The organism is Granulicella aggregans, assembly GCF_014203275.1.
In the GTDB taxonomy this organism is placed as follows: domain Bacteria; phylum Acidobacteriota; class Terriglobia; order Terriglobales; family Acidobacteriaceae; genus Edaphobacter.
This window is the reverse complement of the sequence record NZ_JACHIP010000005.1, coordinates 130488-148341: the sequence shown is the minus strand read 5'-3', so window position 1 is coordinate 148341 and position 17854 is coordinate 130488. Positions and strand designations below refer to the sequence as shown.

Genomic DNA, 17854 nt, shown 5'->3' with positions numbered 1-17854 from the left:
ATACGATCTTTGAATTTTGGTCGGCCCGATTACTCCAGAAGTGAGTCAATGAAACTGTCGCTGTCGAACGGCAAAATATCTTCCATCTTCTCACCGATGCCTGCGTAGACGACAGGAAGCCGTAGTTCGGTTGCAATGGCGAGCACAATTCCGCCTTTAGCCGTCCCGTCGAGCTTGGTGAGAACGATACCGGTGACCCGGGCGGCCTCGGTGAAGAGGCGCGCTTGCTGCAGACCGTTCTGTCCTGTCGTCGCGTCCATGACGAGCAGCGTCTGGTGAGGCGCGCCAGGGACCAGCTTCTCCGCTGTCCGTCGCATCTTGTCCAGCTCTTTCATCAGGTCGGTCTTGGTGTGAAGGCGGCCGGCGGTGTCAACGATGAGGACCTGGGTGCCACGGGATTTGGCGGCGGCGCAGGCGTCGTAGAGCGCGGCCGAAGGGTCGCCGCCCTGCTTGGTCTTGATGAGGGGCACGTTCGAACGACTCGCCCAGACCTCGAGCTGCTCGATAGCTGCGGCACGGAAGGTGTCTGCGGCGCACAGCAGAACGGAGTTTCCCTGCGCGCTGAAGAGCGCTGCAAGCTTGCCGGAGGTGGTAGTCTTCCCGGTTCCGTTGACGCCCACCATCATGATGACTTCGGGCGGCATCTGTGGGTGTTTGACGGGGACTGCGACACCGTCCAGGACGGCCTTTAGCTCGATCTTGAGGAGACGGCGGAGTTCAGCACCGCCCTCGATGCCTTGACGCAGGGCGCGCTGCTTCAGGTTCTCGATGACAAGTAAGGTCGTGGCAGAACCGATGTCGGCCGCCAGTAGAACGGCCTCAAGCTTGTCGAGCGAGGCGAAGTCGATCTCGCGGGTAAGCGCGATGACGGAGCTGATCGATTCGGTGAAGGTGTCGCGGGTGCGGGTGACCGCCTGCTTCATCCGGTCGAAGAAGCCGCGCTTGGGTTCAGCTGCGGGCTCTGCCGCAGCAGGTATTTCCGGTTCCGGATCAGGGGTGCGCTTGCCGAAGAGTGAGAAGGCCATGTCTCGATCCAGTTTAGCGGAAGCGAGCCGGAGCTATCTCTTCGCGAGCTAGACGGGAGCCTGGAGACGTCGTCGGAGCAGGTCTTTCACCTCGGGCCAATCCTGCTTGATGAAGCTGTACCAGCAACTGTCGCGCTGGCTGCCGTCCGGCATGATCAGGTGATTGCGGAAGGTTCCCTCGTAGACGCCGCCGATGGCTTTGATCGCTGCCTGGGACCGGCGGTTCTCATGGTGGGTCTTCATGCCGACGCGGTTCAGCCCAAGCTCCTCAAACGCATACGAAAGCTGAAGATACTTCGCCTCAGTATTGGCTCGGGTGCCGTGAAAGGCGGGTGCGATCCAGGTGTGGCCCAGCTCGACAGTCTTATGGCTGCGGTCCAAGGTAAAGAATCGTGTGCTGCCGATTACCTGCTCGGGAACCTCGGGATCTGTCGACTTGATCACAGTTACCCACGGCATCGCCGTTCCCTCTGCCTCAGAGTCGAGTGCGACCTGCACCCAGGCCCGAAGGTCGTCCGCGCTCTGCGGCCAATGGACCATGTAGCGCCAGATGACCGGTTTCGCGACGGGGTCGAGGGCGATCTTCTCAAGCGCAGGCAGGTGGGCAAGCGTGAGCGGCTCCAGACGGATGTTTTGACCTTCAAGAGTTGGCGTCATGAACTCAGCATAAGCGACTTTCGCTAAACGCAAAACGGCCCCGGATCGCTCCGGGGCCGTTGATGATCCGTCAGTACGGTTTAGAAGTGGTAAGCAATGCCGAGGGTAGGCATCGAGAGCACCCTGTAGCGGTTCGTCGTGAAGGCCTCGTGGCCAAGGTTCGGAGTCTTCCCGAGGAAGCCGCGATACTCGGCACGAATGTCGAAGCTTGGGCTCAGCTCATAGGCGACACCGGCACCAAATAGACCGCCGAGAACCGTGGTGCGTTTCACGTCTAGCTGTGTGGTTTGGAAGTCCTTGATCGGCGAGAAGAACATCGCCCCGACACCGCCTTCCACGAAGGGGTTATAGCGCTTGAAGGTCATGGTGTAGACGTAAGCACCGCTGAACTCCTGCTGACGGAGATGGACGTTGTTGTCCGAAGTTCCCGGGACAACGTATCTCGGGGTGTTCTGCGTGAAGCTGTAGTTTGCTTCAAGACCGCTGCGGGGCGTGAGCAGATAGCGGTAGCTAACTAGTGCTCCGAGCGATGTATCAGTATTGGTGTAGGTCCCGGTGGCGCCGTGAATGGTGGGAGAAAAGGTGCCTGTGGCGCTGATGCTTACATCCTGACGGCTCTCCTGCGCGTGGGCGGCGAACGCCGACATAAGCAGAGCACACAACAACATCGTCTTCTTCATTCTTCTTCAAACCCCTTAGCATTTGCGCAACACGGCATGGCTCTTGCCGCGAAACAGACTGCGGGCAAAGTCGCTGACCCAATTGTACCCGTAGCCGCGCGATTGAGGGTGACCGGAAAGGAAGAAGCGGGCTAACGTCGGGGGTGACCGTCAGCCCGCCTGTTCGCGGTGTCTCTTGGGAGAGTGGAGTTTGAGTTGATCGTGCCAGCCTGTCTACGCAGCCAGCTCCGGGTCGCATGACCTGTTCTGGCTAAGCTGCGGGCGGCGGAGGCGGCTCGTTGCCTTCACCACCGGGGCCGCGACGGTGATCCATGTGCTCCTGTTGCCGGGCGATCATCTGGTCGAACTTCGGCTTCTGCTCGTCGGTAAGAATGGCGCGGATCTTGGCCGTCTGCGTCTCGCGGATCGCCTTCATCTTGGCATGCTTGTCGGCTGCCGCGGTGGTCGTGTCCTCGTGCAGCGCCTTCATCTGGGTCATGCCGTCCTGGTCGATCGCCTTGACCTGGGCGACCTGGTCGGGGGTGAGGTTGAGGTGCTTGGTCATCATCTCAAGATGACGCTCCTGCATGTGTTCGCCGCGGCCGTGCGCCGGCGGTGCGCTGCCGTCGGATTGAGGCGGGGGAGCGTCCTGCGTGGCCTGTGCCCATACCGGCGCGGAGGCTACGGCAAAGGCACAGAGTGCGAGCGCTGCGGAGCGCATATGCTTTGTTGCGGGAATCGTAATCTTCATCGGTGTAATCCTCGTGAAACGTCGATCCGGAAGCATCTCCGGGCTGGTCGTTCTGCCTGTACAAACGCTGGCCGAGGGGAAAAGTTTCCGCGATACGCAAATATGTTTGGCCGGTTAGCCGCGCTCAGGAAGAAAGCTGTACGGATCACCGTGGCTTGCCGAAAACTTCTCGACAATCCGTAGGAAGGCAAGCGCCGCGTGCGAGAGACTTGCCTGGCGGCGGTAGACCAGGCGAAGCTTGCGCTCGGTTTGGAGTTCCTTGACCCGGATGCGGACGAGTTCGCCGCTGGCGAGCTCTTTGCGCACGCTAAGGCCAGGGATCAGGGCTACGCCGTTGCCCATCTCAACGAACCGCTTGATCGCCTCCATGGTGGGCAGCTCAACGCCCATCTGGAGGGGCGTCTTGTACTTGCGGAAGGTCTGAATCACCTTCTGGCGTTGCGGAGATGCGATATTATGCGCGACGAAATTCTGAGTACCGAGCTGGCGAATTGCGACTTCGCCTGACCGCGCGAAGGGGTGCTTCGGATTGACAACCAGCATCAGCTCATCGCGGTAGACAACCGTGGATTTGACCTGGACGTCGTCGGGGCGGAAAGACAGGATGCCGATCTCCACCGAGTGCATCAGAACTTCGTCAGTAATGCGGCTGGCGAGCGAGCGCTGCACGGCCACCTTGATACGCGGGTGTTGGCGGCGGAACTCGTCCAGTAGAGGCAGGAGGTAGAGACAGGTGTACTCATTCGCCGCGAGAAGCAGCTTGCCGCTGTGGAGCTCCCGCAACTCGGCCAGCGCGCTGGAGGCTTCCGTCCGCAGGTTGAGGAGCTTCAGGGCGTACTCACGCAGGACCCCCCCGGCGTCGGTCAGCGTGCCATCGCGCGACGAGCGCTCAAAGAGGATCTCGCCGAGCTCGCCTTCGAGTTTGGAGATCGCCTGGCTGACGGCCGGCTGCGTGCGATGCAGTCGGGTGGCGGCGCGGGAGAAGCTGCGCTCCTCGGCGACCGCGAGAAAGGTTTCGAGTTGGAACAGGTCCATCGGGGGGCCTCTGCGAGACTATGCTGTTGTTATCGTTCTGAGTGAATAGTTGGATTAGAAATTGTGATGTGTGTGCAGACGATCATAAGCCTGCGTTATGATCGAGTCCAGACAGTTTTAGAGCTGAAGGAACATTGAACTATGTCCGAATCGAATCAGATCGTCTTCTTCGACACCACCCTGCGCGATGGCGAACAGTCGCCCGGCTGCACCATGCACCCGGCGGAGAAACTGCGCTTTGCCCATCAGCTTGCGGAGCTTGGCGTCGACATCATTGAGGCGGGATTTCCCATCGCGTCTTCGGGAGATTTCGAGTCGGTGCGCACCATTGCATCGGAGGTCGAAGGAGCGCGAATCGCCGCGCTGGCCCGGGCGAAACCCGTCGATATCGAGATAGCAGCACGCGCGGTAGCACCGGCGAAGCTCGCTCGAATCCACACTTTTCTTTCGTCTTCAGACATCCATCTTGAACACCAGATGAAGATGTCGCGGAACCAGGCTCTTGATCTTGCGGGCGAGTCCGTTCGCCAGGCTCGGACCTTCGTCGATGACGTGGAGTTCTCGCCGATGGACGCCACGCGCACCGACCATGGCTTCCTGGCCGCGATGGTCGCAGTAGCGATCGAAGCGGGCGCGACGACGATCAACATTCCCGACACGGTCGGCTTCATCACCCCCGCGGAGTACATGGCGATCTTCCGTATGCTGCGCGAGCTTCCGGGCGCAGAGAAGATCATCTTCTCGACCCATTGCCATGACGACCTTGGCCTCGCGACCGCCAACACGCTCGCAGGCATCGAAGGCGGCGCGCGACAGGTAGAAGTTGCCGTAAATGGCATCGGCGAACGTGCCGGCAATGCGGCCTTGGAAGAGGTGGCCGCGGCCCTGCTGGTGCGCCAGGATGTGCTGCCTTACAAGTCGAACATCGTCCACAAGAAGCTTTATCCGACCAGCGCCCTGCTCTCGGAGATCCTTGGTCTCCAGGTCGCGCCGAACAAGGCGATCGTCGGCAAGAATGCCTTCTCGCACGAGAGCGGCATTCACCAGCATGGTGTGCTGTCAAACCCGCTGACCTACGAGATCATGACTCCGGCTTCGGTCGGAGTGACGGCGACAACTATCGTTCTGGGCAAGCACTCCGGGCGGAAGGCGCTGGAGCATCGCTTTATCGAACTCGGCCACGCGCTCTCCAAGAACGAGCTTGAGAAGGCCTACACGCGGTTCACCGAACTCGCCGACCGCAAGAAGGCGATCTACGACGAGGACCTGATTGGCCTCCTGCGCGCACCCTCCGTCGAAGTCACAGCCGCCAACTAAGAACGTCGAGGAAAGAGATATGAAGCTGAAGATTGCAGTGCTTGCCGGCGACGGCATCGGGCCGGAAGTGACGAATGAGGCGACGAGTATCTTGCGCGCCGTGGCGGAGTTTGGCGGGCATGACTTCAGCTTCGTGCCGCTGCTGATTGGTGGCGTCGCGATCACCGAAGCAGGCACGCCGCTGCCAACGGCAACGCTCGATGCGGCGCTTGAGTGCGATGCTGTTCTGCTGGGTGCTGTGGGCGACAACAAGTTCAACTCTCTCACGCCGGACAAGCGCCCCGAGGCGGGTCTGCTGCAGATTCGCCAGGCGCTGGGCGGGTTCGCGAACCTTCGGCCATCGATCGCATATAAGTCGCTGGCGGCGAGTTCTCCACTGCGGCCAGAGGTCACCGAAGGCGTAGACATGCTCTTCGTGCGCGAGTTGCTGGGCGGACTCTACTTCGGAGCGCCGCGTGAGTGGGACCGCGAGAAGGAAGTCGCCATCAACACGATGCGCTATACGAAGGCTGAAGTAGTCCGCGTTGCACGTATCGCCTTCGAGCTTGCCAGCAAGCGTCGGAAAAAGGTGACGAGCGTCGATAAGGCCAATGTACTTGAGGTCTCGCAACTTTGGCGCGCGGCGGTAAGCGAAGTCGCTGCTGACTATCCCGACGTGACGCTCGAGCATCAGCTAGTCGATTCCATGGCGATGCACATCATGAATACGCCGCGAAACTTCGACGTCGTACTGACGGAAAATCTCTTTGGCGACATCCTCTCGGACGAAGCTGGCGTGATCACCGGTTCGCTCGGCATGTTGCCTTCGGCGACCATTGGCGGAGCGGTCAATCTTTACGAGCCCGTGCATGGCTCAGCTCCGGATATTGCAGGGCAGGGTAAGGCGAATCCCCTGGGTGCGATCCTCACCGCGGCCATGATTCTCCGTCACTCCGCAGGCCTCGAACAGGATGCTGCAGCGATCGAGACGGCAGTCGTCAAGGTGCTCGACGCGGGTTATCGCACCAGCGACATTGCACGCGGCCAGACCGTTGGGCAGACTCCAGTCACAACGCACGAGATGGGCAGGCTGGTGCATGAAGCGCTGGCCCAATCGATCGACCAGCAGCAGGCGATGCATGCGGTTTAGGTTGCCGAAGCTGGCTGTGCCAACAGTGCTCTTCGCGCTGATGGCATGGTCTGCGATGGCGCAATTTCATTCGCCACAGATCGATGGCGCGAAGCACAAGAAAGACAAGAAGCAGTATTCGGACGCCGAGTGGATGTGGCAGTACGGTCCACCGCCGGCTGAGGGAAGGGAGAACCAGTTGATCCAGGACGCGCGGTTCTACCCATTTCTGAAGCAGAGCCTGACCGCACCGCAGTCGTTCTGGGGGGTGCAGGGCACGAAGTACAAATCGTTGGCCGATACAGCGATGGACTTCCTCTCCGTGCCCGGCAAGGTGATCGCGGATGACGATCGCTATCTCACGATCACCGGCTGCGTCTTTCATTTTTGCCCGTCGCGCGGGCTGCTGTGGGTTGATCTGAACGCTGCGCCGAAGACCACAAATCTAGTGGCGTTTGCGGGAGTCGATTGGATTCGCGACAGCAAGACGACAAGTGAGCCGGATGCCGAATACACGTTGTGGCTATTTTCAAACCAGGCGTTTGGATTGACGGCTGACGCCACCAACCACATTCCCGCCGCGCTGGTTCGCAGCATCTCGCGATGGACGAAAGAGCCGATGCCTGGCACCGTCATCGTCGAAAAGATCACGCACGCTATCCTCGTCGACCCGGACGGCACGCCGCACCAGTTACCCATCGCAGCGCTTGGCATCACGCTGCCAACGCCCAAACCCGAAACGGACGCACAATGAGCACACCACGTACCCTGTTCGAAAAAGTCTGGCAGCAACATGTTGTGGCCGCGCCCGCGGGCGAGCCGTCGATCGTTTACATCGATCTGCATCTCGTGCACGAAGTCACCAGCCCGCAGGCGTTTGATGGTCTGCGACTTGCCGGCCGCAAGCTGCGCCGCCCCGACCGCACCGTCGCGACGGTCGACCACAATGTGCCGACGTCAAGCGTTCAGGACCGGTTGCATATCATTGACCAGATCGCTTCGAAGCAAGTCGAGGCGCTACGCAAAAACTGCGCGGAGTTTGGTGTTGAGTTGTACGACGTGCAGTCGCCGGAGCAGGGAATCGTGCACATCATCGGGCCGGAGCTTGGGCTGACCAAGCCGGGCATGACGATTGTGTGTGGCGACTCACACACCAGCACGCACGGTGCATTCGGAGCGCTGGCCTTCGGCATCGGTACCAGCGAGGTGGAGCACGTCATGGCCACGCAAACGCTGCCGCAGGATAAGCCGAAGACCTTCCGCATCTCGGTTGAAGGCGATCTGCCCTACGGCGTAACGGCGAAGGATGTCGTACTGCACATCATCGGAGAGATCGGTACGGCGGGCGCGACCGGATACGTCGTCGAGTACGCAGGTTCTGCGATTCGCGCGTTGAGCATGGAAGGCCGCATGACCGTCTGCAACATGAGCATCGAAGCGGGAGCGCGGGCAGGCATGATCGCGCCGGATGCTACGACCTTCGCTTATCTGATGGGCCGCCGCTTTTCGCCGAAGGATGCGGCCTGGAACGAAGCGGTCGCGCACTGGTCAGGACTTGTAACCGACGAAGGAGCAATCTTCGACCGCGAGCTTCGCATCGATGCCGCTTCGATTACGCCGACCGTTAGCTGGGGGACCTCGCCAGGGATGGTAACGGGTGTGCAATCGACCGTGCCGTTGCCTGATCCCGCGGCAAGTGAAGCAGACCAGAAGAACTTCGAGCGGGCCCTTGAATACATGGATTTGAAGCCGGGGACGCCGATTGAGGCAATCAACATCGACGCTGTGTTTCTGGGCTCCTGCACCAATGCGCGGATCGAAGACCTGCGCGCCGCCGCCTCTGTCGTGAAGGGATACCATGTTGCGACGACGGTGCGGGCGATGGTCGTCCCGGGGTCGCAATCGGTGAAGGCGCAGGCGGAAAAGGAAGGTCTCGACAAAGTATTCACCGAGGCGGGCTTTGACTGGCGCGAGCCCGGCTGCAGCATGTGCCTGGGCATGAACCCTGACATTCTTTCGCCGGGAGAGCGCTGCGCTTCGACCAGTAATCGCAACTTCGAAGGCCGCCAAGGCCGCGGTGGCCGCACGCACCTTGTAAGTCCAGCGATGGCTGCCGCTGCGGCGATTGCGGGACATTTCACGGATATTCGCAACTGGAAGTTTAAGGAGGCGAATTAATGCTGGCAATCAACATTCTTACCTCCACTGCCGCGCCGCTCGATATCTCGAATATCGATACCGATCAGATTATTCCGAAGCAGTTTCTGAAGCGCATCGAGCGCACGGGCTATGGCGAATTTCTGTTCTTTGACTGGCGTCGAGTACAGGATGGTCCGAGCGTAGGTGAACCGGATGCTTCGTTTGTGCTGAATAACCCAGAGTACGCTGGCGCGAAGATTCTGATTGCCGGGAAGAACTTCGGCTGCGGTAGCTCACGCGAACATGCGGCATGGGCGCTTACCGACTTTGGATTTCTCGCGGTGATCGCTCCTAGCTTCGCAGACATTTTCTTCTCGAATGCGGGAAAGAACGGTATGATTCTCGTCCGACTCTCTGAGGACGATGTCAATCTGCTGACGCATCGCAGTGCCGCGCGTCCCAGCCATTCGATCACGATCAACCTTGAAGACCAGACGGTTACGGATGACGAAGGCTTCTCAGCAAAGTTCGAGATCGATCCGTTCCGCAAGTATTGCCTGCTGAATGGCCTAGACGATATCGGGCTAACGCTGCGTCACCAAGCGGAGCTGGATACCTATGAGACCAAGCACGACGCAGAGTTCTGGCTGACGCCACGCACCGCCTAAAAGCTGTCATCCTTCGCGTAGCGGAGGATCTGCTTTTCGCATTTGTACTTAGGAATACGGAGACCAGTTTGAGCAACGAAATAAACCCGAAGAAGTACAGCATCCCTCTTACCGAAGGCCCATCACGCGCAGCGGCGCGGAGTTACCTGCGCGGCGTGGGTTTCTCGAAAGAAGACCTGCATAAGCCGATCATCGGCGTCGCGAATACATGGACCGAGATCGGCCCTTGTAACTTCCATCTGCGCGAAGTAGCCGCCGCGGTGAAGCAGGGGATTCGCGATGCAGGCGGAACACCGATGGAGTTCAACACCGTCACCATCTCGGACGGCATCACCATGGGCACCGAGGGCATGAAGGCCAGCCTGATCTCGCGCGAAGTAATCGCCGATTCTATCGAGCTGGTAGCGCGCGGAAATTTATTCGACGGCATCGTCTGCATCGCGGGCTGCGATAAGAACATGCCGGGAACAATTATGGCTATGGCGCGGTTGGATATTCCGGGAATTATGCTTTATGGCGGGTCGATCGCTCCGGGCAAGCTTGCCCAGCCCGATGGCACTCACAAGGACATCACCATCCTGAACGTATTCGAGGGCATGGGTTCGCACGCTGCTGGCAAGATCAACGACGACCAGCTTGAGGCACTCGAAGCTGCGGCCTGCCCTGGGCCGGGAGCCTGCGGCGGCCAGTTCACGGCGAACACGATGGCGATGGCGGGCGAGTTTCTCGGCATCTCGCCATTCAACCTGACGGGCGTTCCCGCGATGTCGGCAGAGAAGGCAAGCGCGAGTCGCGAGGCTGGCCGCATGATCATGGACCTCTGTAGGCATGATGTTCGGCCGAGCAAGATCCTTACTCGCAAGGCCATCGACAATGCGATCGTTGCGGTCTGCGCGAGTGGCGGCTCGACCAATGCCGTCCTGCACCTGATCGCGATTGCAAGTGAGCTTGGCATTCCGCTCAGCATGGACGACTTCGACCGCATCAGCGAGAAGACGCCGTTCATCTGCGACCTTTCGCCGGGCGGCAAGTACGCGGCGACGGACTACCAGGAGGCGGGCGGATCTCGCGTGCTGGCAAAGCGGTTGATCGATGCTGGGCTGATGGACGGTTCGCAGCCGACGGTCTCTGGCCGCACGATTTCGGAAGAGGCGGCGCTTGCGGTGGAGACGCCAGGGCAGCCGGTGATCCATACGCTCGACAAGCCGCTGAAGGCGACTGGAGGACTCGTGATCCTGAAGGGAAACCTTGCGCCGGAGGGCTGCGTGATCAAGGTCGCCGGGCACGAGCGGCTATTTCATCAAGGACCGGCGCGGGTGTTTGATTCGGAGGATGCGTGCCATGCTGCAGTCGAAGCGGGCAAGATCAGTCCGTCAGATGTACTTGTGATCCGCTATGAAGGGCCGAAGGGCGGGCCGGGTATGCGCGAGATGCTGGCGGTGACGGCGGCGATTAAGGGCATCCCTGAATTATCCGAAACTGTAGCTCTTCTTACCGACGGTCGTTTCTCGGGAGCTACACGCGGTCTGATGGCGGGCCATGTCGCTCCTGAGGCGCAGCTAGGCGGCCCGATTGCCGCGGTGCGCGAGGGTGATTTGATCAGCTTCGATATTCCGAAGCGCGAGCTGCGGCTGGAAGTGTCGGCGGAAGAGATTGCTTCGCGACTGAAGGAGTGGAAAGCCCCGGTGGCCAGGTATAAGCGGGGAGTCTTTGCGAAGTATGCGAAGAGCGTGAGCAGTGCAAGTGAGGGAGCGGTCACTACGTAGGTATGAAGAGCAACGCACAGATTCGGGGCGGGACATCGAGTTGGCTACGAAAGCAGCTCGTGCCTGCCACTGCTTTCCTGGCTCTCTTTATTGTTTTTGCATTTTGGTATTACGAGGGCAATAACTTTACGGATGGCAACATACCAGGTACATATGTCGCGGACAGGTCAAGCAGGTCGGATGTACTGTATCTGCGCACCGACCATACTTACGAACAGGAAGATTTGACTAACGGTCAGAAGAAGAATGCTTCAGGAACTTGGCGTTTTATGGGAAATGCTGATGCACATATCGTTTTCGAAGGAAGCTTTCTGAACGCGCCTGCTGCGGCGGTAGGTCGAGACGATCATTACGCATTTGGTATGTTTGACAACCTATTTGGCTATCTCACGCTGACGCTGCAATCAGATTCAGACCCATTGATATTTCATAAAAGACATCTGCTCTTCTAGGAGGACAGAAACATGGCTGAACAAAATCAATATCCGCAACTAACCGGAGCCGAAATCCTCTGGGCCACGCTTGTCGGCGAAGGAATTACCACGGTCTTCGGCTATCCCGGCGGAGCAATTCTTCCTATCTACGATGCGCTGCGGAAGTTTCCTATCCACCATGTGTTGGTGCGGCACGAGCAGGGAGCGTCGCACATGGCCGACGGTTACGCGCGTGCCTCGGGGCAGGTGGGCGTGTGCATGGCGACCTCCGGGCCGGGCGCGACCAATCTTGTGACCGGCATTGCGACGGCGATGCTCGATTCAATTCCTATCGTGTGCATCACCGGGCAGGTGTCATCAAAGGTGCTGGGCAGCGACGCGTTTCAAGAGGTGGACATCACCGGAATCACGTTGCCGATTACGAAACACAACTTCCTCGTCACGCGCGCCGAGGACATCGCTGCAACTGTCCGCAAAGCGTTTCAGGTAGCGCGGTCAGGACGCCCCGGGCCGGTGCTTGTCGACATTACGAAGGACGCACAGCAGGCGATGGCCGCGTTCAGCTTTGAAGCTGCGGAGCCCGCTCCGGCGCGGCCGCACCCGATGCTGAAGACGGAGACCAATGCCTTCACCGATGCGATTGAGTTGATCAGGGCAGCAAAGCGACCGGTGATCCTTGCGGGGCATGGGATTGTGGAGTCGGGCGCGCGGGAGCAGGTGATCGCGTTCGCGGAGAAGTTGCAGGTGCCAGTGGCGAGCACATTGCTCGGGCTCGGGGCGTTCCCGACGTATCATCCGCTGTCGCTGGGGATGATGGGAATGCATGGCGAGTCGTGGGTCAACGAGTCGATTCAACAGTCGGATTTATTGCTGGCGTTTGGCATGCGCTTTGACGACCGCGTGACGGGCAACCTCGCGCTCTACGCTCCGAATGCGAAGAAGATCCATATCGACATCGATCCTTCGGAAGTCAACAAGAACGTGAAGGTCAACGTGGCGCTCATCGGCGACCTGAAGAAGGTGCTCGATGCACTGCTGCCGATGCTGGGCGATTCGCCGGTTGCGGAGGATACGTGGGACAGGGCCAACGAGAAATCGTATGGTGAACCTCCGACGGAGTGGCTGCGCGAGATCGACGCGATGAAGGGGACGGCATCGGTTCGGGACATCATTAACCTGCCGGACAACGGGCACCTGTATGCGGCGCACGTGATCAACGATATTTGGCGCGAGGCGCTCGATGCGGGAAGGCTGGCGCAGACGGTGATTGTGACCGATGTAGGCCAGCACCAGATGTGGGAGGCTCAGTACTACAAGCACGACGCGCCGCGAAGTCTCATCACATCAGGCGGCCTTGGCACGATGGGCTTCGCGTTGCCCGCTGCGATTGGAGCGAAGGCGGCTTGCCCGGAGAAGGACGTCTGGGTGATCGCGGGCGATGGCGGCTTCCAGATGACGGCGTCGGAGCTTTCCACGATCGTGCAGGAAGGCTATGCGATTAATATTGCCGTGATCAATAACGGATTTCTGGGAATGGTGCGTCAGTGGCAGGAGGCGTTCTATGACAAGAACTACTCGGCCAGCCCGATCCTTTCGCCGGACTTCGTGATGCTGGCAGCGGCACACGGCATCGATGGGGCGACGGTGAGCAAGCGCAAGGATGTAACTCCTACGGTTACAAAAGCGAGGACGAGCGGGAAAGCGTTCCTGATCAACTTCCAGGTAGAGAAGGAAGACGGAGTGTATCCGATGATCGCTCCAGGCGCCGCGCTGCATGAGATGGTGAGACGACCGACGAAGGACCCTTTGTTGGAGACGGCGGAGGATGAGTAGAGAGTGCGAATGAACCTTCGATCCCCATTTATCGCGAACGTCGGTGCTTCGGCTGTGCTTGCGATGCTTGTCGCCGGCTGCAAAAGTTCGCAGCCCGTTGCCCGGACCGCGCTGCCGAAAGCTGCGGAGCCCACAGTTGTCTATACTGTGCGACCCACGGTAAAGCCACCGTCGTTCAAGGTCTTTCATACGCACGACAGCATCATCACGCTAGTGACGAAGCAGGATGCGACGGATGAGGAGATCGAGAGCTTAATCTGGGAGTTGCGGGATGCAGCCCATGCTCGGACTCTTGATGCGTTGAAGGTGAGCCAGAAGATGGTCGATGAGCGCGCACCGCTGGTTTGGTTTCATATCTATCGTGGACCTAAGTGTGCGGCGGAGAAGTATGCCGATGGGCCGTTGCCATGCGGCAATCGCTATAACGGTGCCGGGGATTATACCTATGGCGGATATGCGAATAAGGAGCTGGATCGAGGAGTGATTCGCGATGGGGATAAAGAGACGGAGTTGTGGGATGCGGAGAAGGTTTATGTGAAGGGGAGTTAGAAGGAAAAGCAGATCCCATTCAGGGATGACAAAGGGTTAGGCGCAGTAGACGGAAGTGAAAGGGACTATGCTGCATACGTTTGTAGCTTTGGTAAGTGACAAGCCGGGAGTTTTGACGCGGGTGGCTTCGCTGTTTCGGCGGCTGAATATCAATATCGTGTCGCTGACAGTGGGTGAGTCGGAACGAGCGGATGTCTCGCGAATGACGATCGTTTGCGAGGCTCCCGAGCATGCGGCGCATCGCATCAAGGCGTCGCTGTATAAGCTGGAGATCACAGTCAATGTGGATGAAGTCGGTCGCAGCGAGGCGGTGATTCGCGAGCTATGCCTGATCAAGGTGGAGGCCGGGCCGTCGCATCCGCTCGGACAGAACTCGCGGTCGCAGATCTTCGAGCTTGCGAACGTCTTTCGCGCGCGCGTCGTAGACCTCGCCCCGGAGTCGATCATGCTGGAGATGACCGGCGCGGCGTCGAAGATCGAAGGCCTGATCCAGGTGATTACGGAGAGTGGCTACAACATTCTTGAAGTATCACGGACGGGCAGGATGGCGATGCGGCGCGGGCAGCATACAAGCCGCGTGATGAAGGCTCTTGGTGGGCCCAATGGAGCTAATGACGATGCAAAACTGACAAGCGCCGAGATTCTTCCAAACGAATTTGACGACGTGCACGAAGAAGAGGAGTAAAGAAGTACCTCAGCGGCTCAAGCCGCATGGCAAACGATGAATTTGTGGCACGGCTGAAGTCGTGCCCTTAAGCAAGACAAGTTCGACATGAGTAGAGGCGTTGCGTCGAGCGGAATTTATGCGAGAAGGTGCTTTTCGCGATTGATAGAGATTTACTAACTGAAGAAAAGGAAGAAACGGACAGACATGGCAAAGGCATATCACGACGCAGACGCGGACCTCTCTCTTATCCAGGCGAAGAAGGTTGCAATCATCGGTTACGGATCGCAGGGCCATGCCCATGCGTTGAACTTGAAGGACTCGGGCGTAGATGTTCGGGTTGGTCTGCGGGCCGGCTCGGCGAACGCGGCACGTGCGGAGAAGGCTGGTCTGGTTGTCGATACCGTCGCCGAGGTTTCGAAGTGGGCCGACGTCATTATGAACTTGACGCCGGACCAGACTGCAGCCAAGGTCTACCACGCAGAGATTGCACCCAACATGAAGTCCGACGCAACGCTGATGTTCGCGCACGGTTTCAACATCCGCTTCCGCACGATTGAGCCGCCTGCGACCGTTGATGTGTCGCTGGTTGCGCCGAAGTCGCCGGGGCACCGGGTGCGTGAGGTCTACACCGAGGGCGGCGGCGTCCCAGCTTTGGTTGCGGTCGAGCAGGATGCGAGCGGCAAGGCTCTCGCACTCGCGTTGAGCTACGCGAAGGCAATTGGATGCACGCGCGCTGGCGTGCTCGAGACGACGTTCACGGAAGAGACCGAGACCGATCTCTTCGGCGAACAGGCTGTGCTCTGCGGCGGAACTTCCGCCCTGGTCAAGGCTGGTTTCGAGACGCTGGTCGAGGCTGGATATCAGCCGGAGCTTGCGTACTTCGAAGTGCTGCACGAACTTAAACTGATTGTCGATTTGATGTATCGTGGCGGCCTCGAGTACATGCGTCATTCGATCTCCGACACTGCGGAGTGGGGCGACTACGTTGCCGGGCCTCGCATCGTGACCGCTGACGTCAAGAAAGCGATGAAGGGCCTGCTGAACGACATCCAGGACGGCACGTTCGCGAAGAAGTTCATCGAAGAGAACGAGACTGGGCGGCACGAGTTCGCTCGGATTCGTAAGGCCGAGGCTGCGCATCAGATCGAGTCGGTTGGAGCCGAACTGCGGAAGTCGATGCCGTTCCTCGATCCAGTCAAGGTTGTGGATGGGGCAGTCGTAAAGGCCTAGGCCAAAAGAAAGATTTCCACTGGCGGGGCGTGGTGCTATAAATGGCCATGCGCCGCCTTCTCTTTCTCTTCGCCTTTGTCTCGATTCGCTTAGTTGCCCAAACACCGGCTCCGTTCGCTGGTTTTGACTTTCTTCTAGGCACGTGGGGTGCTGCCACATCCGCGAAGGGAAGTGCGGGAGCCACTTCGCTGGGCACGTACACGTTCCAGAGCGATCTTGGCGGGGCGGTCATCTCGCGGACGGGTTCCGCGGACTCGTGTAAAGGCTCGGCCAGCTTTGATTGCCAGCATCATGATCTGCTGACGATCTATCGAGACATGGGCGATGCAACGCTCCATGCTTTTTATGCTGACAACGAGGGGCATGTGCTGCACTACGACATCAGCTTTCCCGACGCGAAGACAGTGGTTTTTCTCACAATCGCACCAGGACCCAAGTTCCGGTTGATCTATCACCTCGACGGCGGCGTCATGACGGGTAAGTTCCAGATTGAGCCGCCCGGGGCTACTGAGTTCAGCTCTTATCTCGAATGGTCGGGAACGAAGAAGTAAGTCGTTGCTCGTAAAATAGAAGAAGTATGTCGAAGGTCCGTTCGCGGTATTACATTACGACGCTTGTTGCCGCTGCCCTCTTCATGGAGATGCTCGACGGGACGATCATCGCGACCGCGTTGCCGCAGATGGCGAAGAGCTTCAATGTTGGGGCTGTTCACTTGAACATCGGGATGACGGCGTACATGCTTGCGCTGGCTGTCTTCATTCCCATCAGCGGATGGGTAGCAGACAGGTTCGGTTCGCGAAGTGTCTTTGCCGCCGCGATTGGTGTCTTCACGATAGCGTCGCTGTTCTGCGGGCTCGCGCACACGCTGACAGAGTTCACCCTGATGCGCGTTGTGCAAGGGCTGGGCGGGGCGATGATGTTTCCCGTGGGCCGGTTGATCGTCCTGCGGGATACGCCGAAGGAAGATCTTACCGAGACAATCGCTTATATGACTTGGCCGGCTCTTACGGCCCTGGTTGTAGGCCCCCCGCTGGGCGGATTCATCACAACCTACTTCAGCTGGCACTGGATCTTCTTCTTGAACCTGCCGCTGGGCGCTGTGGCGCTGACGCTGACACTCCTATGGGTGGAGAACCTCCGCTCGGACGAACGCCATCCGTTCGATTGGCTGACATTTCTGTTCGCCGGCGTGGCTTCAACTGGCGTCGTTTATGCGCTCGAAAGTCTCGGCGGCGCGGCGATGGCTACTTCCTCTGCACTGTTGATTCTCGCCCTGAGCGTGATAAGCGGGGTACTGGCAGTCTTTGCGGCACAGCGTTCAAGTTACCCCTTCATCGATCTCGAATCGATGAAGCTGAAGTCGTATGCACTTTCCATCTATGGGGCAAGCGGCTTCCGGGTTGCTGTCGCGGTGCTTCCATTCCTGCTTCCGTTGATGTTCCAAATCAGCTTTGGCATGACTGCCTTTCAGTCTGGGCTGTATCTGCTGGCGCTCTTCGCAGGCGACCTCAGCATGAAGGGGTTTGTCATACAGGTGCTGCGGCGCTTCGGCTTCCGGCGAATATTGATCGTGAATGGTGTGATTACGGCAGCGTCAGTGGCCCTTTGCGCGGTCATCTCTCCGGGCACGCCGCCGCTGTTGATCATTGCCATCCTGTACTTCCACGGTGCTTCCAGGTCGCTCGAGTTCACCTGCATGACCACCCTGGCTTACACCGAAATTCCGTCAGAGCGAATGGGCCAGGCGAACGGTTTCCTATCGGCGGTGATGCAGCTATCGATGGGCGTAGGCGTGGCCGTCGGGGCAGTCACGCTTCGACTGGCAGCGCACGCCCACGGTCATGAGGCTGCGGCGCCGCACCTCAACGACTTCCACGTCGCTATCCTGTGTATGTCTTTGCTTACGCTGGCCCCGGTATTCGACAGCCTCGGCCTCACCGCGGATGCGGGATCCGCTACGAGCGGGCACGTGGTGATCCACACAGAGGTTGAGGCCGATCTGGTCTAGCACATCAG

The 17854-nt window shown here is 59.2% G+C and carries 18 protein-coding genes; 13 read left to right on the top strand and 5 right to left on the bottom strand.

Features of this window, described 5'->3' with window-relative positions; all coding sequences use genetic code 11:
- Nucleotides 1-29: 29 nt before the first annotated feature.
- The 5 genes from ftsY to HDF16_RS17925 form a co-directional block, all read right to left on the bottom strand.
- Nucleotides 30-1025 carry a signal recognition particle-docking protein FtsY gene (ftsY, locus tag HDF16_RS17945; protein ID WP_184219663.1) on the bottom strand — a complete coding sequence of 332 codons (996 nt, stop codon included), beginning with the start codon at nucleotides 1023-1025 and terminating at the stop codon, nucleotides 30-32.
- Between the two features lie 48 nt (nucleotides 1026-1073).
- Complete coding sequence (locus tag HDF16_RS17940) at nucleotides 1074-1715, bottom strand: GNAT family N-acetyltransferase (RefSeq protein WP_221312874.1); 642 nt, start codon at nucleotides 1713-1715, stop codon at nucleotides 1074-1076.
- A gap of 47 nt (nucleotides 1716-1762) precedes the next feature.
- Entirely contained in the window at nucleotides 1763-2362 is a 600-nt protein-coding gene (locus HDF16_RS17935; protein WP_184219657.1) for an outer membrane beta-barrel protein, read from the bottom strand.
- Between the two features lie 250 nt (nucleotides 2363-2612).
- On the bottom strand, nucleotides 2613-3092 hold the full coding sequence (locus HDF16_RS17930) for a Spy/CpxP family protein refolding chaperone (RefSeq protein ID WP_184219654.1): 480 nt from the start codon (nucleotides 3090-3092) through the stop codon (nucleotides 2613-2615).
- Nucleotides 3093-3206: 114 nt separating this feature from the next.
- A complete protein-coding gene (locus HDF16_RS17925; protein ID WP_184219651.1) occupies nucleotides 3207-4127 on the bottom strand; it encodes a LysR family transcriptional regulator in 921 nt (306 codons plus the stop codon).
- A 141-nt stretch (nucleotides 4128-4268) separates the two neighbouring features.
- On the opposite strand from HDF16_RS17925, the gene HDF16_RS17920 reads away from it, so the two are divergent.
- From HDF16_RS17920 to HDF16_RS17860, 13 genes are all read left to right on the top strand, one after another.
- Nucleotides 4269-5444: a 2-isopropylmalate synthase gene (locus HDF16_RS17920; RefSeq protein ID WP_184219649.1), complete on the top strand. Its 1176-nt coding sequence runs from the start codon at nucleotides 4269-4271 to the stop codon at nucleotides 5442-5444.
- A gap of 19 nt (nucleotides 5445-5463) precedes the next feature.
- Nucleotides 5464-6573 carry a 3-isopropylmalate dehydrogenase gene (gene leuB, locus HDF16_RS17915; protein ID WP_184219645.1) on the top strand — a complete coding sequence of 370 codons (1110 nt, stop codon included), beginning with the start codon at nucleotides 5464-5466 and terminating at the stop codon, nucleotides 6571-6573.
- The gene (locus HDF16_RS17910) at nucleotides 6563-7306 is read left to right on the top strand and encodes a hypothetical protein (protein WP_184219642.1); all 744 of its coding nucleotides are present in this window, start codon (nucleotides 6563-6565) and stop codon (nucleotides 7304-7306) included. Before leuB ends, HDF16_RS17910 begins: the two co-directional genes overlap by 11 nt.
- Nucleotides 7303-8730: a 3-isopropylmalate dehydratase large subunit gene (leuC, locus tag HDF16_RS17905; protein ID WP_184219638.1), complete on the top strand. Its 1428-nt coding sequence runs from the start codon at nucleotides 7303-7305 to the stop codon at nucleotides 8728-8730. Before HDF16_RS17910 ends, leuC begins: the two co-directional genes overlap by 4 nt.
- Nucleotides 8730-9359 (top strand): 3-isopropylmalate dehydratase small subunit, encoded by a 630-nt coding sequence (gene leuD, locus HDF16_RS17900; RefSeq protein WP_184219635.1) that lies wholly within the window; start codon nucleotides 8730-8732, stop codon nucleotides 9357-9359. The genes leuC and leuD overlap by 1 nt, the downstream gene beginning before the upstream one ends.
- Before the next feature lie 68 nt (nucleotides 9360-9427).
- Nucleotides 9428-11125, top strand: coding sequence for a dihydroxy-acid dehydratase (ilvD, locus tag HDF16_RS17895; RefSeq protein WP_184219632.1), 1698 nt, complete (start codon nucleotides 9428-9430; stop codon nucleotides 11123-11125).
- A gap of 2 nt (nucleotides 11126-11127) precedes the next feature.
- Nucleotides 11128-11577: a hypothetical protein gene (locus HDF16_RS17890; protein ID WP_184219629.1), complete on the top strand. Its 450-nt coding sequence runs from the start codon at nucleotides 11128-11130 to the stop codon at nucleotides 11575-11577.
- 12 nt (nucleotides 11578-11589) lie between these two features.
- Nucleotides 11590-13392 (top strand): biosynthetic-type acetolactate synthase large subunit, encoded by a 1803-nt coding sequence (ilvB, locus tag HDF16_RS17885; protein WP_184219626.1) that lies wholly within the window; start codon nucleotides 11590-11592, stop codon nucleotides 13390-13392.
- Between the two features lie 9 nt (nucleotides 13393-13401).
- Nucleotides 13402-13941, top strand: coding sequence for a hypothetical protein (locus HDF16_RS17880; RefSeq protein ID WP_184219623.1), 540 nt, complete (start codon nucleotides 13402-13404; stop codon nucleotides 13939-13941).
- Nucleotides 13942-14008: 67 nt separating this feature from the next.
- Nucleotides 14009-14626, top strand: coding sequence for an acetolactate synthase small subunit (gene ilvN, locus HDF16_RS17875; protein ID WP_184219621.1), 618 nt, complete (start codon nucleotides 14009-14011; stop codon nucleotides 14624-14626).
- A 186-nt stretch (nucleotides 14627-14812) separates the two neighbouring features.
- Nucleotides 14813-15838 carry a ketol-acid reductoisomerase gene (gene ilvC, locus HDF16_RS17870; protein WP_184219618.1) on the top strand — a complete coding sequence of 342 codons (1026 nt, stop codon included), beginning with the start codon at nucleotides 14813-14815 and terminating at the stop codon, nucleotides 15836-15838.
- 41 nt (nucleotides 15839-15879) lie between these two features.
- Complete coding sequence (locus tag HDF16_RS17865; RefSeq protein WP_221312873.1) at nucleotides 15880-16389, top strand: hypothetical protein; 510 nt, start codon at nucleotides 15880-15882, stop codon at nucleotides 16387-16389.
- Between the two features lie 26 nt (nucleotides 16390-16415).
- Complete coding sequence (locus tag HDF16_RS17860; RefSeq protein ID WP_184219613.1) at nucleotides 16416-17846, top strand: MFS transporter; 1431 nt, start codon at nucleotides 16416-16418, stop codon at nucleotides 17844-17846.
- Nucleotides 17847-17854: the final 8 nt, after the last annotated feature.

What these genes read in the sequence shown, in the direction of transcription:
- HDF16_RS17880 (WP_184219623.1), top strand. Translation starts at nt 13,402, where the DNA reads ATGAACCTTCGATCCCCATTTATCGCGAACGTCGGTGCTTCGGCTGTG.
- leuB (WP_184219645.1), top strand. Translation starts at nt 5,464, where the DNA reads ATGAAGCTGAAGATTGCAGTGCTTGCCGGCGACGGCATCGGGCCGGAA.
- ftsY (WP_184219663.1), bottom strand. Translation starts at nt 1,025, where the DNA reads ATGGCCTTCTCACTCTTCGGCAAGCGCACCCCTGATCCGGAACCGGAA.
- leuD (WP_184219635.1), top strand. Translation starts at nt 8,730, where the DNA reads ATGCTGGCAATCAACATTCTTACCTCCACTGCCGCGCCGCTCGATATC.
- HDF16_RS17890 (WP_184219629.1), top strand. Translation starts at nt 11,128, where the DNA reads ATGAAGAGCAACGCACAGATTCGGGGCGGGACATCGAGTTGGCTACGA.
- HDF16_RS17920 (WP_184219649.1), top strand. Translation starts at nt 4,269, where the DNA reads ATGTCCGAATCGAATCAGATCGTCTTCTTCGACACCACCCTGCGCGAT.
- HDF16_RS17925 (WP_184219651.1), bottom strand. Translation starts at nt 4,127, where the DNA reads ATGGACCTGTTCCAACTCGAAACCTTTCTCGCGGTCGCCGAGGAGCGC.
- ilvB (WP_184219626.1), top strand. Translation starts at nt 11,590, where the DNA reads ATGGCTGAACAAAATCAATATCCGCAACTAACCGGAGCCGAAATCCTC.
- HDF16_RS17865 (WP_221312873.1), top strand. Translation starts at nt 15,880, where the DNA reads ATGGCCATGCGCCGCCTTCTCTTTCTCTTCGCCTTTGTCTCGATTCGC.
- leuC (WP_184219638.1), top strand. Translation starts at nt 7,303, where the DNA reads ATGAGCACACCACGTACCCTGTTCGAAAAAGTCTGGCAGCAACATGTT.
- ilvN (WP_184219621.1), top strand. Translation starts at nt 14,009, where the DNA reads ATGCTGCATACGTTTGTAGCTTTGGTAAGTGACAAGCCGGGAGTTTTG.
- HDF16_RS17930 (WP_184219654.1), bottom strand. Translation starts at nt 3,092, where the DNA reads ATGAAGATTACGATTCCCGCAACAAAGCATATGCGCTCCGCAGCGCTC.
- ilvC (WP_184219618.1), top strand. Translation starts at nt 14,813, where the DNA reads ATGGCAAAGGCATATCACGACGCAGACGCGGACCTCTCTCTTATCCAG.
- HDF16_RS17910 (WP_184219642.1), top strand. Translation starts at nt 6,563, where the DNA reads ATGCGGTTTAGGTTGCCGAAGCTGGCTGTGCCAACAGTGCTCTTCGCG.
- HDF16_RS17935 (WP_184219657.1), bottom strand. Translation starts at nt 2,362, where the DNA reads ATGAAGAAGACGATGTTGTTGTGTGCTCTGCTTATGTCGGCGTTCGCC.
- HDF16_RS17860 (WP_184219613.1), top strand. Translation starts at nt 16,416, where the DNA reads ATGTCGAAGGTCCGTTCGCGGTATTACATTACGACGCTTGTTGCCGCT.